Origin of the sequence: Mycobacterium sp. E796 (assembly GCF_001672815.1) — a bacterium.
GTDB lineage: Bacteria > Actinomycetota > Actinomycetes > Mycobacteriales > Mycobacteriaceae > Mycobacterium.
Genome location: NZ_LZKK01000077.1, coordinates 1 through 12,030 on the forward strand (window position 1 = coordinate 1; position 12,030 = coordinate 12,030).

Here is a 12,030-nt window from a genome sequence, read left to right on the forward strand (position 1 = left end):
CGATTGACGTTTCGATTTCCGTAACGTAGTTTGTTCCTTCATGGTTACGGAAATAGTAACGCCCCGGGTCGGCGCGCCCGGGCACGCCGGTCCGCGGGTCGACGACGGGGCGCCCGCTGATGGCCGCCCTCGACCTGCTCGGCCGGCGCTGGTCGCTGCGCATCTTGTGGGAGCTTCGGGACGGCCCGCTCGGGGCCCGCTCGTTACGCGACCGCTGCGACGGCATGTCGCCCAGCGTTCTCTACGACCGCCTCGGCGAGCTGACCGAAGCCGGCCTGGTCGTCCAACGGGACGACCAGAGCTACGAGCTGAGCGAGGTGGGCCGCTCCCTTGGCAAGGCCCTGACCCCGCTGGAGCGCTGGGCCGCGCGCTGGGCCGAGACGACGCGCTGAGTCAGGCGTTCACCGGCTCGCGGCTGCGCTCGTGGCGGCGCACCCGCTCCGCCGTGGCGAAGTACCAGGCCAGCGGGAACGAGAAGCTGGTGAAGAAGCTGGCCACGAAGAACAACCACGGGCGCCGCACGCCGCGCCGGTAGCCGTCCACAATTGTAAACACCGGCAGCAGAATGACATTCGCGATGATGTAGTCCTGGCTACCCGAGCCCGCCGCCGGGTTGCCGAACTGCTGCGCCAGGAAGTGCGGGTAGCTGGCCGGCCCCGAGACGATGCTGCCCTCGCCGTGCGCGGCGAGCACGAAGTGGATGTTGAAGTACCAGCCCAGCACGATCGAGGCAATGCCCGCCGCGTAGTACACGAGCTCCAGCGGCGTGAACCACGGTCCGTCGGCGGGTTTGGCGTAGATCTTCGGGTTCGACGCGATAATCCAGCCGATGACGGCGATCCCGAGGATTGCGTGAATGTAGAGCCAGATCATGGGCGAAGTGTCGCTCTAGTCCCGAAGTTTTGTCAATATTGACACACGATGCCTGGGGTACCTTACTGAGCATGGTCAGGCCGGCGCAGACAGCGCGCAGCGAACGCACCCGGGAGGCGCTGGTACAGGCCGCCCTGGTGCGGTTCCTCGCGCAGGGCGTCGAGGAGACGTCGGCCGAGCAGATCGCGGCGGACGCCGGGGTGTCGCTGCGGACGTTCTATCGCCACTTTCGCTCCAAGCACGATCTGCTGTTTGCCGACTACACCGGGTTGAACTGGTTTCGCGCCGCGCTGGACGCGCGTCCCGCCGACGAACCGATCATCGATTCCGTGCAGTCGGCCGTGTTCTCGTTCCCGTATGACGTTGAGGCCGTGACCAAGATTGCCGCGTTGCGGGGCGGCGAAATCGATCCCGGCCGGATCGTCCGCCACATCCAGGAAGTGCAGGCCGACTTCGCCGACGCCATCCAGGAGCAGCTGCACCGGCGTAGCTGCGCCGCGGCCGCCACGCCGGACGCCCGGCTGCGCGCCGCGGTGACCGCGCGCTGCATCGCGGCCGCGGTGTTCGGTGCGATGGAGTTCTGGATGCTCGGCGACGACCGGTCGCTGGGCGAGCTGGCGCGGGTGTCCCACGTCGCGCTCGAGTCGCTGCGGGCCGGCATTACCGACGCCTGGACGTGACCGCGGTTTCGTCACAATTGACAAAACTTCGCGGGCATGCCAGCCTCCATTCCTGGAGGGCAGGGACATGACTGAATACGACGCGATCGTCATCGGCGCGGGACACAACGGGTTGGCCGCGGCGGTGCTGCTGCAGAAGGCCGGGCTGCGAACGGTGTGCCTCGACGCCAAGCTGTATGCCGGTGGGATGGCTTCCACCGTCGAGCTTTTCGACGGCTACCAATTCGAGATCGCCGGCTCGGTGCAGTTTCCGACGGCGTCGGTGGTCGTCGAGGAACTGGGGCTGGACACGCTCGAGACGCTCGACCTGGAGGTGATGTCGGTCGCGGTGCGCGGCGTCGGTGACGACCCGCTGGTCCAGTACAGCGACCCGATCAAGTTATTCACCCACCTCAACGAGGTGCACGGCGCGGATGCTGTCAACGGGATGGCCGGCCTGATGGCGTGGAGCCAGGCGCCCACCCGGGCGCTCGGCCGATTCGAGGCGGGGACCGAGCCCAAGACTTTCGACGAGATGTATGCCTGTGCCACCAACGAATTCGAGCGCTCGGCGATCGACGACATGCTGTTCGGGTCGGTCACCGACGTGCTGGACCGCTACCTGCCGGACCGAGAGAAGCACGGCGCGCTGCGCGGCTCGATGACCGTGCTGGCCGTCAACACGCTGTACCGGGGGCCGTCCACCCCGGGCAGCGCGGCCGCGCTGGCCTTTGGGCTCGGGGTTCCCGACGGGGACACCATGCAGATGAAGAAGCTGCGCGGCGGCATCGGCGCACTCACCGCGCACCTCGCCCAACTGTTGGAGAGCCTGGGCGGCGAGGTGCGGCTGCGCACCAAGGTGACCGAGATCCTGGTCGCCGACGGGCGGGTGACCGGCGTGCGCACCGAGGCGGGTGACACGGTGACGGCGCCGGTCGTCGTCTCGAACCTTGCGCCGGACGTGACGCTCAACGAGATGATCGACCCCGCGGCGCTGCCCGCGGACATCCGCGAGCGGTACGCGGGGATCGACCACCGCGGCAGCTACCTGCAGATGCACTTCGCGCTGGACGAGGCTCCCCAGTTCGCCGCGCCGTACGAGGCGCTCAACGAGCCGGCGATGCAGGCCTCGATCGGCCTCTTCTGCACCCCCGAGGAAGTCCAGCAGCAGTGGGAGGATGCCCGGCGCGGCATCGTGCCGGCCGACCCGACCGTGGTGTTGCAGATCCCCTCGCAGAACGACCCCGACCTGGCGCCCGAGGGCAAGCACGCCGCGTCGGCGTTCGCGCTGTGGTTCCCGATCGAGGGCGGGGCGGACTATGGCCAAACGAAGGTCGAAATGGGTCAGCGCGTCATCGACAAGATCACCCGGCTCGCGCCGAACTTCGAGCGCAGCATCATCCGGCACACCACGTTCACGCCCCGGCACATGGGTGTGATGTTCGGCGCCCCGGGTGGCGACTACTGCCATGGCTTGTTGAGCTCGGACCAGATCGGGCCGAACCGGCCGGGCCCGAGAGGCTTTCGCGGCCAACCGATCCCGATCCAGGGGCTGTACCTCGGCGGTGCCGGGTGCCACGGTGGCCCGGGAATCACGTTCATCCCCGGCTACAACGCCGCCCGCGCGGCGCTGGAGGACTTGGGCCGCTAGAGAGGCGCTGCCGGGGCTGCTAGCACCTCGCCGAGCGTGTAACCATTGCGGAAATCACGCGAGAATCCGCAAGGAATGCACGTTCGGTGACTCGGCTAACCCCGTCCGGCGAGCAGTTCGTCCAGCAGCGCGACAAACTCGTCCGGGCGCGCCGGCGTGAACGCCGGGCTGGGCCAGGTCCCCGGGACGTCCAAGGTGATCAAGGTGGACTTGAACGGCCGTTGCACGTCCAGGGGGAGCCAGCGGCGCAGGTCGGAGCTGCCCCAGATGCGGAAGCGCTGCATGAACATGCCCAAACCCTCGGCCTTGTACCCGTCGATGGCGTCCAGCGCGATAACCTTCGACGTGCCGGAGGGAAAGTGGTAGCGGCGCAACGTGATCGCGGCCCGATCCAGCTGAATAAGCCCATCATCATAGGAGTGGCCGTAACTGGCGTTCATTTCCGAGTGCTTCGCAGCTCATGCCCGCGTGCGGTCAGGCAGTGGCCGTCCTCCAGCCGCCACTGCCACCCGTGCAGGTTGCAGGTCAAGGTGTTGTCCTCGATCACACCGAATTTCGACAGGTCGGCCTTGAGGTGGGGGCATCGACGCTGAATCTCCCAGCCGTCCATGGTGATCGACGCGGAGTCGTCGTGGGTCTCGGCGAACCACCCGTCGGCGTAGGCGATCCGTTCGTCGGTCAGGCACTTGAAGAACGTGTACAGGTATTCGTTGTAGCCGCCCACCCGCCAGGCGGTGAACCGGGTGGACAAGAAGATGGTGTTGACCCAGTCGGGTTCGTGATCGCGCAACACGGTGCGCACCAACTCGGGCGCGATGGCGAAGCCGTAGCGGACCTTCTCGTCCGGAATCCGTTCGCGCACAGTCCTTTTCGGGAAGTCCAGGATCACCGCCTCGGGTCCGATGACCAGCTCGACGGGATAGCCGATGCCGTCGCAGATCTCGTCGCTTTGCAGCATGATCGGCTCGAACAGCGCGCGCAGTTGTTCCAGCAGCGGCTCGCCCGCGGCCGGGGCCCAGCTCGCGCGCTCGGCGGCCAGCACCGGGGCCATCCGCTCGGCATACTCGGCGATGTAGGCCGCTTTGCCGGTGGTGAAGATGGCCTCGACTTGGTCGTCGGGCAACGGGTGGCGAAGCCAATTCAGCGTCGAGCCGGTGAAGTCCGCGGTCGACCCGGGCATCATCAGCAGGCCGCGATCGTGCCCGTGCGTTCGCATCTGCTCGAGGAACACCATCTGGTCGGGAAAGATGTTGGCCGGATCGCCGTGGTCGTCGTTGAGGTGGCGCAACTCGGGGTCCAAGAAGCACGGCGGCCCGGCCGACGGCACGACCCAGGTCGCCCCGACCTGGGCGATGTACTGACGGGCTCGGTCCATGCCGCGCTGCCTCTTCTGGCTGGCGAACGACTCCTTGGCGCGGGCCGGCATGTCGTAGACCATCGGGTACCAGATCGCCCCGGAGTACTGCAGCAGGTGCACGTCGACCTGGCCGAAGTCCGCGGCCAACACGTCCAGATCCACCGGCCGGGCGTCGTTCATGTTGAAAACCGTTGTCTCGCCGTCGGAAATGGCCAGTGCCGAATCGCCGATCGGGCCGTCGGCCGGCGCGCGCAGGGCGATGACCATGATGTCGAGGTCGCCCTTGGGCCCACTGAGCCGGTGCGTGGTCGAGTCCGTGGTCTCGAAAAACCGGTGAAACCCCAGCTTCTGCAGCTCGTTTCGCAGGTCGGGCACGGGGAAGTCGGGCAGCAGCACCACCGCGTCCTTGTTGACGTGCTCGCGGAGATTCTTGGCGTCGAAGTGGTCCTTGTGCAGGTGCGAGACGTACAGGTAGTCGCAGTCGCCAAGTTGATCCCAGTCCAGCCCGCTGTTGTCCGGGAACGGGAACCAGGACGCGAAGTAGGCGGGATTGACCCAGGGGTCACAAAGAATGTTGCCCGCGCGGGTCGCGATCAGGAATCCGGCGTGGCCTACGCTCGTGACCTGCACTGATACCTTCCGGGGGACGTTGGGGGTTGACGGCTTGTCAGCCCCCGAGCTTAGCGCGCACCGCGTCTTCGGGCGGCCTGCGTCGCCTCGCTCCAGCGCTTGCAGCGCCTCACAGCCCGGAGCACTAGGCTGAAGCGCTGTGGAACCGGTATACGGGACTGTCATCCAGCTCGCCCGCCTGGTTTGGCGCATCCAGGGTCTCAAGATCTCGGTCTCGGGCGTCGAGAACTTGCCGAAGACCGGCGGTGCCGTCATCGCGATCAACCACACCGGCTACCTGGACTTCACTTTCGCGGGACTGCCCGCCTACAAACAGGGCCTCGGGCGCAAGGTACGGTTCATGGCCAAGCAGGAGGTCTTCGACAGCAAGATCACCGGGCCGATCATGCGCAGCCTGCGGCACATCCCGGTGGACCGACAGGACGGGGCCGCGTCCTACGAAGCCGCCGTCAGGAATCTCAAAGACGGTGAGCTGGTGGGTGTCTACCCCGAAGCCACGATCAGCCGCAGCTTCGAGATCAAGGAGTTCAAGTCGGGGGCGGCCCGGATGGCGGTCGACGCGGGCGTCCCGATCGTTCCGCACATCGTCTGGGGTGCGCAGCGGATCTGGACCAAGGGGCACCCCAAGAAGCTGTGGCGCCCGAAGGTGCCGATCGTGGTGCTGGTCGGCGAGGCGATCGAGCCGACGCTGGCCGTCGAGGAACTGAAGGGGCTGTTGCATTCCCGCATGCAGCATTTGCTGGAGCGGGCCCAGGAGCAGTACGGGCCCCACCCGGCCGGGGAATTCTGGGTGCCGCGCCGATTGGGAGGCGGCGCTCCATCGTTAGCTGAGGCGGCCCGCATGGACGCCGAGGAGGCCGCCGAGAGGGCCGCCCGCCGCGCCCGGGCCGCCGGGTCACCACCGGAGCAGTAATGGCGGAGCCGACCTTTCGCGCGCTCGAGATCCTGGCCCAGCTCGTCGTCCTGACCACCGGCACGCGCATCAGCTACAGCGGCGAGGAGAACATTCCCGACCGCGGCGGGGCCGTCATCGCGATCAACCACACCAGCTACGTCGACTTTCTGCCTGCCGCATTAGCCGTGCATCGCCGCCGCCGTCGGCTTAGATTCATGATCAAAGCCGAGATGCAGCAGGTGAAGGTGGTCAATTTCCTGATCAAGCACACCCGCACCATTCCCGTGGATCGTGGCGCCGGGGCGGACGCCTACGCGGTGGCCGTGCGGCGGCTGCGCGAGGGCGAACTGGTCGGTGTCTACCCGGAGGCCACGATCAGCCGCAGCTTCGAGCTCAAGGAGTTCAAGACGGGCGCGGCCCGGATGGCCGCCGAAGCCGACGTCCCGATCGTCCCGGTGATCGTCTGGGGTGCGCATCGCATCTGGACCAAGGACCATCCTCGGAACGTCGGTCGCAAGAAGCTGCCGATCAGCGTGCAGGTGGGGGCGCCCTTGCGGGCCGCCGGAGACATCGAGTCCACCAATGCCGCGCTGCGCGAATCGATGACGACGCTGCTGCACCGGGCGCAGCAGCATTATCCGCACCCCGCCGGCGCCTACTGGGTGCCGCGCCGGCTCGGCGGCGGCGCGCCGACTTTGGCCGAGGCGGCGCAGATAGAGGCCGACGAGGCGGCGGCACGGTCGGCCAGGAGGGCCGCCCACGGTGCCCCGCATCAGCCGCGTTAGGGGGAAGGAGAGGAACATGGCAGAGCCGTTTTTCCGCTTCGCGGAGTTCGTTGTTCCCGCGTTCGCTGCGATGAACGGAACCAAGCTCAATTACGAAGGCTTGGAAAACATTCCCGCGCGCGGTGGCGCCTTGATCGCGCTCAACCACACCAGCTACCTGGACTGGATGCCCGCGTCGATCGCCGCCCACGAACGCAAGCGAAGGCTGCGCTTCATGATCAAAGCCGAGATGGCGGACGTGAAGGCCGTCAACTTCGTGATCAAGCACTGCCAGCTCATTCCGGTGGACCGCCGGAACGGGGAGGAAGCGTACGCGGTGGCCGTGCGGAAGCTGCGCGAAGGCGAACTCGTCGGGCTCCATCCCGAGGCCACCATCAGCCGCAGCTACGAACTCCGGGAGTTCAAGTCGGGAGCGGCCCGCATGGCGCTGGAGGCTCGGGTGCCGATCATCCCCATGATCGTCTGGGGCGCCCATCGGATTTGGCCCAAGGATCATCCAAAAAAGGTGTTCCGCAACAAGGTTCCGATCACCGTGGCCGCCGGGCGGCCGCTGGCACCGGAGGGCAACGTCGAGCAGCTCATCGCCGCGGTGCGCCAGACGATGAACGCGATGCTCTACCGGGTCCAGGAGGAGTACCCACACCCCGAGGGCGAGTTTTGGGTCCCGCGCCGGCTGGGCGGTTCCGCGCCAAACCAGGACGATTCCCGGGCGATCCGGTTGGCCGAATTGCAGGAGCGGATCCGCCGGTCCGGGACCGACGGCGTGACGCGACCGGGGCAGACCCAAAGCGGAATCCATTGAGAGAAGGCGGATCCTCTCGATGACCTTGCCGGCGCTGATCGCCTGCGACGTCGACGGCACGTTGTTCGACGAAAACGAGACGATCTCCCCGCGCACCCGTGACGCCGTGCGCGCCGCCGTCGCCGCCGGGGCGCAGTTCGTCGTGGCGACCGGCCGGCCGCCACGCTGGATACGGCCCGTGGTGGAGGCGCTCGGTTTCGCGCCAATCGCGGTGTGCGCCAACGGTGCCGTTCTGTACGATCCCGCGAACGACCGCGTGCTGTCGTCGCGAACGCTGGCCGTGGACACGCTGGCCGAGTTGGCGGAGCTCGCGACGCGCGTCATCCCGGGCGCGGGGCTGGCCGTCGAGCGGATCGGCGAACGCGCCCATGACACGGCGACGCCTCAGTTCATCAGCTCGCCGGGCTACGAGCACGCGTGGCTGAATCCGGACAACACCGAGGTGTCGATCGCCGATCTGCTGAGCGCCCCGGCGATCAAGCTGCTGATCCGCAAAGCCGGTGCCCGCAGTTCGGACATGGCCGCCGAACTTGCCAAACATGTTGGCATCGAGGGTGATATCACCTACTCGACGAACAACGGCCTGGTCGAGATCGTGCCGCTGGGGATCAGCAAGGCCAGCGGTGTGGAAGAGGTCGCCAAGCCGCAGGGGATCACCAGCGACGAGGTGGTGGCGTTCGGCGACATGCCCAACGACATCCCGATGCTGCTGTGGGCGGGCCACGGTGTGGCGATGGGTAACGCGCATCCCGACGTGCTGGCCGCCGCCGACGAGGTCACCGCGCCCAACAGCGACGACGGGGTGGGACGCGTACTGGAACGCTGGTGGCTCTAGCTCATTAACCCGTGAGTGCGATTTGCGCCGCGAGTTGTTGGGGCAGGTAGTTGACCATCAGCGGGACCAGTCCCATGAACGGCGTGCCGAAGATGGTGACGAGTAGGGGCACACCGCCCGGGAACCCGCTGAAATCTACCGTGGCCGTAATGGGATGGGGCGGAACGAGAATGCCGTCGAAGGGCAGGTGCAAAGTGATCGGCAGGGTCGTGCTGACGGGGCCAATGATCGGCACTGTGACGCTTATCGGCACGGGGATCGTCATGTCGACGATGGTTTCGCCGTTCAGGAAGCCGTTGGCTACCACGGCCGGAGCATTTACCAGCGCACTGAGGGCTCCCACGGGGTTGCCGGCCAGCAGGGCCGTCTGAACCGCCGTGGCGCTGGTCGCCAGCCCCGTGAGCCCGGCGAGCGGCGCACCCGCGGCCGCGTAGGTGATCACCAGCGGCAACCCGAAGAAGGCGCTGAGCGAACCGGTCGTCGGGGCCGATAGCGGTAACGTAGCCGTCGCCGAAATGCTGGGAATCGTAAGCACATTGAGCACGTTGGTCAGGTTCTGCGACATCTGCCTGGGGATGGAGGGAGGCATCAGGTTGGTGAAGTACTGCGCCTCCTGCCCGGGAATGTTCGCGAGCGCGAACAGATTTCCAAGCGGACCGAGCAGCGTGGGGGTCACCGTCGCAGTCACGGTGGGTGGGAATGGGGGAATCGGACCGATGGTGATCAGCGGGGTGCCCGGGTCGGCTCCCGTAACGAGGAGATTGGCGAAGGCCTGCGCCACGTCCTGCACCGCGCCGAAGTAATCGCCCGCCAGGACGGCCCGCAGGGCCACCTGGAGCTGCGCGCCAAAGGCGGGCAGGCCGGTGATAATGCCTGTCGTTGCGGCGTAGAGGTTGGTGAAGAACTCCTGGGCGAAGCCGATCTGGGTGGTGACGAACCCCTGCAGGGCCGTGACCGGGTTGAACGCCAGAAGTTGCTGGATGGCGGCCTGGATGGTCGCCGGCAGGTTCGCCAGCACGGTCGGGAAGTTCTGGACGGTGTAGGTGAGTGCCGTCGCGGCCTGCTGCCAGTAACCCATCTGGTTGGCGATGACCTGGCGCAGGAAGGGGAAGGGGTCGGCCGCCCAAGCGCCGAAGAGCGACTGCAGGTTCGCCGAAGTCGTGGCTATCAGCTGCCCGTACGCGCCGCCCGGGACGAGGGCGGCGGCCGCGCCGCCGAACGCCTGGGCGGGCGCGTTCACCGTGCTCAGCAGGCCCTGCTCGACGTTGGCGATCTCGGTGCCGAGGTACGCCGCCGCACTACCGTTCAAGAGGCTCACGAACTCGTCGTGAAAAGCCGCCGCCTGCGCCGCGGCGGCGTGGAATTCGCGGCCATAGGTGCCGAACACCTGCGAGATTGCCGCGGACACCTCGTCGGCGGCTGCGGCCGCGATCCCGGTGGTGGGGGCCACCGCTGCCGCGGTCGCCTCGGTCAGGTTGGAGCGGATACCCGCCAGGTCGTCGGCCGCGGCCGTCACCAGCTCCGGTTTTGTGATCACGAACGTCATCGCCGTCTCCCCTCGACTCGGTATCAACCGGGTGATTGCCAGGCAAAGCCGAGCCTAGTGTGACGGAGCCCACATCCGGCCCGGAATGGCGGCCAAAGTGTCGTCAGGTGGCGGTGGGGTGCGCCGGTAGCGAGAAGTGTTCGGATGGCACCTCGGGACCGCTCGGCGATTGCAGCGGCGTCGTGATGCCGTCGACGACCTCGGTGACGCTTCCGGTGAGCCGCTCGTAGTTCAGGACCCCGTGCTGGAAATTCTGCGTAATGCGCAGCGGCTCTTGGATTTCCGCGCTGGTGGGCAACCCGAGCGGACCGCGCTCGTAGCTGAGCGAGGCCCAGGCGTCATAGATGGCGCCGGTAACCGGCTGCGCGCCGGTCTCGGGCGACCAGTACATCGCGCCCTTGGCGAAGGTCGCGAAGCGGGCGCCCCCTTCGGCGTTGTCTTCCGGCGAGGTGGGTGCGCCGAGGACGCTGTTCATGCCGCCGAGCGCGAGCCAGTGCTCGTAGATGGCGCCGCCCTGCAGCGCCTTGATCAACTCCTCCGGAGGATCATTGAAATGCGAAGCGATATCGCGGATTTCGTCCATCAGCGCGTAGGCGGCGTTGCCGGGACAGTCGGTGTTGCCGACGTCGCGGTGGGTGAAGATGGTCGGCAGGTTCGCGATGGCGCCGGCCGGGAAGGTGGTGTAGTGGCTACCGGCCGACTCCAGGGCCACCGTGCCCTTGGGGTCGACGCCGTCCATGCCCAGCCGCCAGCCGAGCAACCGGCCCACGGTGCGCAGCTGGATGGGCGTCGGCGGCACGTCATCGAAGTTGCCGATCATCGCCACACCCCAGGTGTTGCGGTTGAAGCCGCCGGTGTGGAAGGCCTCCACGGCCTTGGTCAGGCCCCCGGCGCTGCCCTCGAACACCTGACCGTACTTGTCGACCAGCGCGTTGTAGGCGATGTCGCACCAGCCCAGGGTCTTGCTGTGGTAGGTGTAAATCGCCTTGACGATCCCGGCCGATTCCAGCGGGGAGTAGTCATTGCTGCCCGCGGTGTGATGGATGACGGCGGCCCGGATCCCATTGTCGTACTGGGGACTACCGCATCGCAGCGACTCGTCGGCGCCCCACTCCGCCCGGCTGATGATGGCGGGCGGCTGGCCGGGCATCATGACCCCCGCCGGCGGCGTCCACTGGGTTCTGGCCGGCGCTTGCGGCGGGGAGATGAGGATCGCCGAGATGTTCTCCGCGTAGGGCTGTTCTCTGGAAGCCGGCTTGTATCCGAGGCCCGCGTCGTTGGCCGGGGCCGGGGGCGGTTGGGTCGTCGGCGCATCGATCGGTCGCGTGACCGCGATCTGGACCGTCTTCGTGGTGCCGACGAACACCGGATCGGTGCTGCGCGGGCCCTCGGTGGCTCCGGCGCTCGCGGGCCCGGCGTCGGGGGCGGCCGTCTCATATTCGGTCTGGTACCAGGGGCCCCAGGAGCCGTCGGAACGCTTGGCGCGCACCCGGGTGGATGTGCCGGCGAGGTCGCCGGTGAGGGCCACCAAGGAAAACGGGGTGTCCTGGCTGAGCTCGCGAACCGTAACCCCGCCCCCGAGCCCGATTAGCGGCTGCTCGGCCAGCTGTGTCTCGGGCGGCCGCGGGGGTTTCGGGGTTCCCCGGTCGCGCGTCGCGTCGCCAACCCAGCTGACGATGACGACCGTCGCCGCGATGGCGGTAAGCAACATCGTCGGCGCGCGACTCCGGGACACCAGCTGATGTTACTTGTGTTTCTGGTGTTATTTATGAGGCGACACGATCTGTGACTCGAAAAGACCACGAAAACATGTTCGACGGCACCGCAGAGGGCGGGCTCTGCGGTGCCGTCAGGGGGCAGGTTCCTCGCGGTCCTAGTGGGGCAGGACCGGCGCGGCGGCGCCGGTCAGAGCGCCGGTGGCACCGGTCGCGGCGGCCGCGGACAGCGCGACAACCTGGTCCGCCAGGTCCGACAACGCCCGCGCGGTCGCCAACTCC

General features: G+C 67.4%; 12 protein-coding genes. 7 read left to right on the plus strand and 5 right to left on the minus strand.

Annotation, left to right across the window (positions count from 1 at the left end; genetic code table 11):
• Nucleotides 1–119 precede the first annotated feature (119 nt).
• On the plus strand, nt 120–392 hold the full coding sequence (locus tag A5706_RS06695) for a helix-turn-helix domain-containing protein (protein ID WP_068128430.1): 273 nt from the start codon (nt 120–122) through the stop codon (nt 390–392).
• Between the two features lies 1 nt (nt 393).
• Here the strand turns inward: A5706_RS06695 and A5706_RS06700 are convergent, their stop codons facing one another.
• Entirely contained in the window at nt 394–873 is a 480-nt protein-coding gene (locus A5706_RS06700; protein ID WP_068128432.1) for a DUF2834 domain-containing protein, read from the minus strand.
• Nucleotides 874–944: 71 nt separating this feature from the next.
• On the opposite strand from A5706_RS06700, the gene A5706_RS06705 reads away from it, so the two are divergent.
• Together A5706_RS06705 and A5706_RS06710 are read left to right on the plus strand one after the other, a co-directional pair.
• Nucleotides 945–1,553 carry a TetR/AcrR family transcriptional regulator gene (locus tag A5706_RS06705; protein WP_068128435.1) on the plus strand — a complete coding sequence of 203 codons (609 nt, stop codon included), beginning with the start codon at nt 945–947 and terminating at the stop codon, nt 1,551–1,553.
• 67 nt (nt 1,554–1,620) lie between these two features.
• Nucleotides 1,621–3,183: an NAD(P)/FAD-dependent oxidoreductase gene (locus A5706_RS06710; protein ID WP_068128437.1), complete on the plus strand. Its 1,563-nt coding sequence runs from the start codon at nt 1,621–1,623 to the stop codon at nt 3,181–3,183.
• 95 nt (nt 3,184–3,278) lie between these two features.
• Here A5706_RS06710 and A5706_RS06715 read toward each other — a convergent pair whose 3' ends face one another.
• Nucleotides 3,279–3,623 (minus strand): hypothetical protein, encoded by a 345-nt coding sequence (locus A5706_RS06715; protein ID WP_068128439.1) that lies wholly within the window; start codon nt 3,621–3,623, stop codon nt 3,279–3,281.
• A complete protein-coding gene (locus A5706_RS06720; RefSeq protein ID WP_068128441.1) occupies nt 3,620–5,170 on the minus strand; it encodes an MBL fold metallo-hydrolase in 1,551 nt (516 codons plus the stop codon). The genes A5706_RS06715 and A5706_RS06720 overlap by 4 nt, the downstream gene beginning before the upstream one ends.
• A 139-nt stretch (nt 5,171–5,309) precedes the next feature.
• On the opposite strand from A5706_RS06720, the gene A5706_RS06725 reads away from it, so the two are divergent.
• From A5706_RS06725 to A5706_RS06740, 4 genes are read left to right on the plus strand one after another with little or no spacing between them, the layout of a single operon-like run.
• Nucleotides 5,310–6,083 carry a 1-acyl-sn-glycerol-3-phosphate acyltransferase gene (locus A5706_RS06725; protein ID WP_068128443.1) on the plus strand — a complete coding sequence of 258 codons (774 nt, stop codon included), beginning with the start codon at nt 5,310–5,312 and terminating at the stop codon, nt 6,081–6,083.
• The gene (locus A5706_RS06730) at nt 6,083–6,850 is read left to right on the plus strand and encodes a 1-acyl-sn-glycerol-3-phosphate acyltransferase (RefSeq protein ID WP_068128445.1); all 768 of its coding nucleotides are present in this window, start codon (nt 6,083–6,085) and stop codon (nt 6,848–6,850) included. The genes A5706_RS06725 and A5706_RS06730 overlap by 1 nt, the downstream gene beginning before the upstream one ends.
• 16 nt (nt 6,851–6,866) lie before the next feature.
• On the plus strand, nt 6,867–7,652 hold the full coding sequence (locus tag A5706_RS06735; RefSeq protein ID WP_068128446.1) for a 1-acyl-sn-glycerol-3-phosphate acyltransferase: 786 nt from the start codon (nt 6,867–6,869) through the stop codon (nt 7,650–7,652).
• Between the two features lie 19 nt (nt 7,653–7,671).
• Nucleotides 7,672–8,487, plus strand: coding sequence for a Cof-type HAD-IIB family hydrolase (locus A5706_RS06740; RefSeq protein ID WP_068128447.1), 816 nt, complete (start codon nt 7,672–7,674; stop codon nt 8,485–8,487).
• Nucleotides 8,488–8,491: 4 nt separating this feature from the next.
• Here the strand turns inward: A5706_RS06740 and A5706_RS06745 are convergent, their stop codons facing one another.
• A complete protein-coding gene (locus A5706_RS06745; protein ID WP_068128448.1) occupies nt 8,492–10,033 on the minus strand; it encodes a PE family protein in 1,542 nt (513 codons plus the stop codon).
• A gap of 103 nt (nt 10,034–10,136) precedes the next feature.
• Nucleotides 10,137–11,771, minus strand: a complete 1,635-nt coding sequence (locus A5706_RS06750) for an LGFP repeat-containing protein (RefSeq protein WP_197517766.1) — start codon at nt 11,769–11,771, stop codon at nt 10,137–10,139.
• Between the last annotated feature and the right edge of the window lie 259 nt (nt 11,772–12,030).

Coding starts and splice junctions, on each gene's coding strand:
- A5706_RS06695 (WP_068128430.1), top strand. CDS start 120: ATGGCCGCCCTCGACCTGCTCGGCCGGCGCTGGTCGCTGCGCATCTTG.
- A5706_RS06700 (WP_068128432.1), bottom strand. CDS start 873: ATGATCTGGCTCTACATTCACGCAATCCTCGGGATCGCCGTCATCGGC.
- A5706_RS06705 (WP_068128435.1), top strand. CDS start 945: ATGGTCAGGCCGGCGCAGACAGCGCGCAGCGAACGCACCCGGGAGGCG.
- A5706_RS06710 (WP_068128437.1), top strand. CDS start 1,621: ATGACTGAATACGACGCGATCGTCATCGGCGCGGGACACAACGGGTTG.
- A5706_RS06715 (WP_068128439.1), bottom strand. CDS start 3,623: ATGAACGCCAGTTACGGCCACTCCTATGATGATGGGCTTATTCAGCTG.
- A5706_RS06730 (WP_068128445.1), top strand. CDS start 6,083: ATGGCGGAGCCGACCTTTCGCGCGCTCGAGATCCTGGCCCAGCTCGTC.
- A5706_RS06735 (WP_068128446.1), top strand. CDS start 6,867: ATGGCAGAGCCGTTTTTCCGCTTCGCGGAGTTCGTTGTTCCCGCGTTC.
- A5706_RS06740 (WP_068128447.1), top strand. CDS start 7,672: ATGACCTTGCCGGCGCTGATCGCCTGCGACGTCGACGGCACGTTGTTC.
- A5706_RS06745 (WP_068128448.1), bottom strand. CDS start 10,033: ATGACGTTCGTGATCACAAAACCGGAGCTGGTGACGGCCGCGGCCGAC.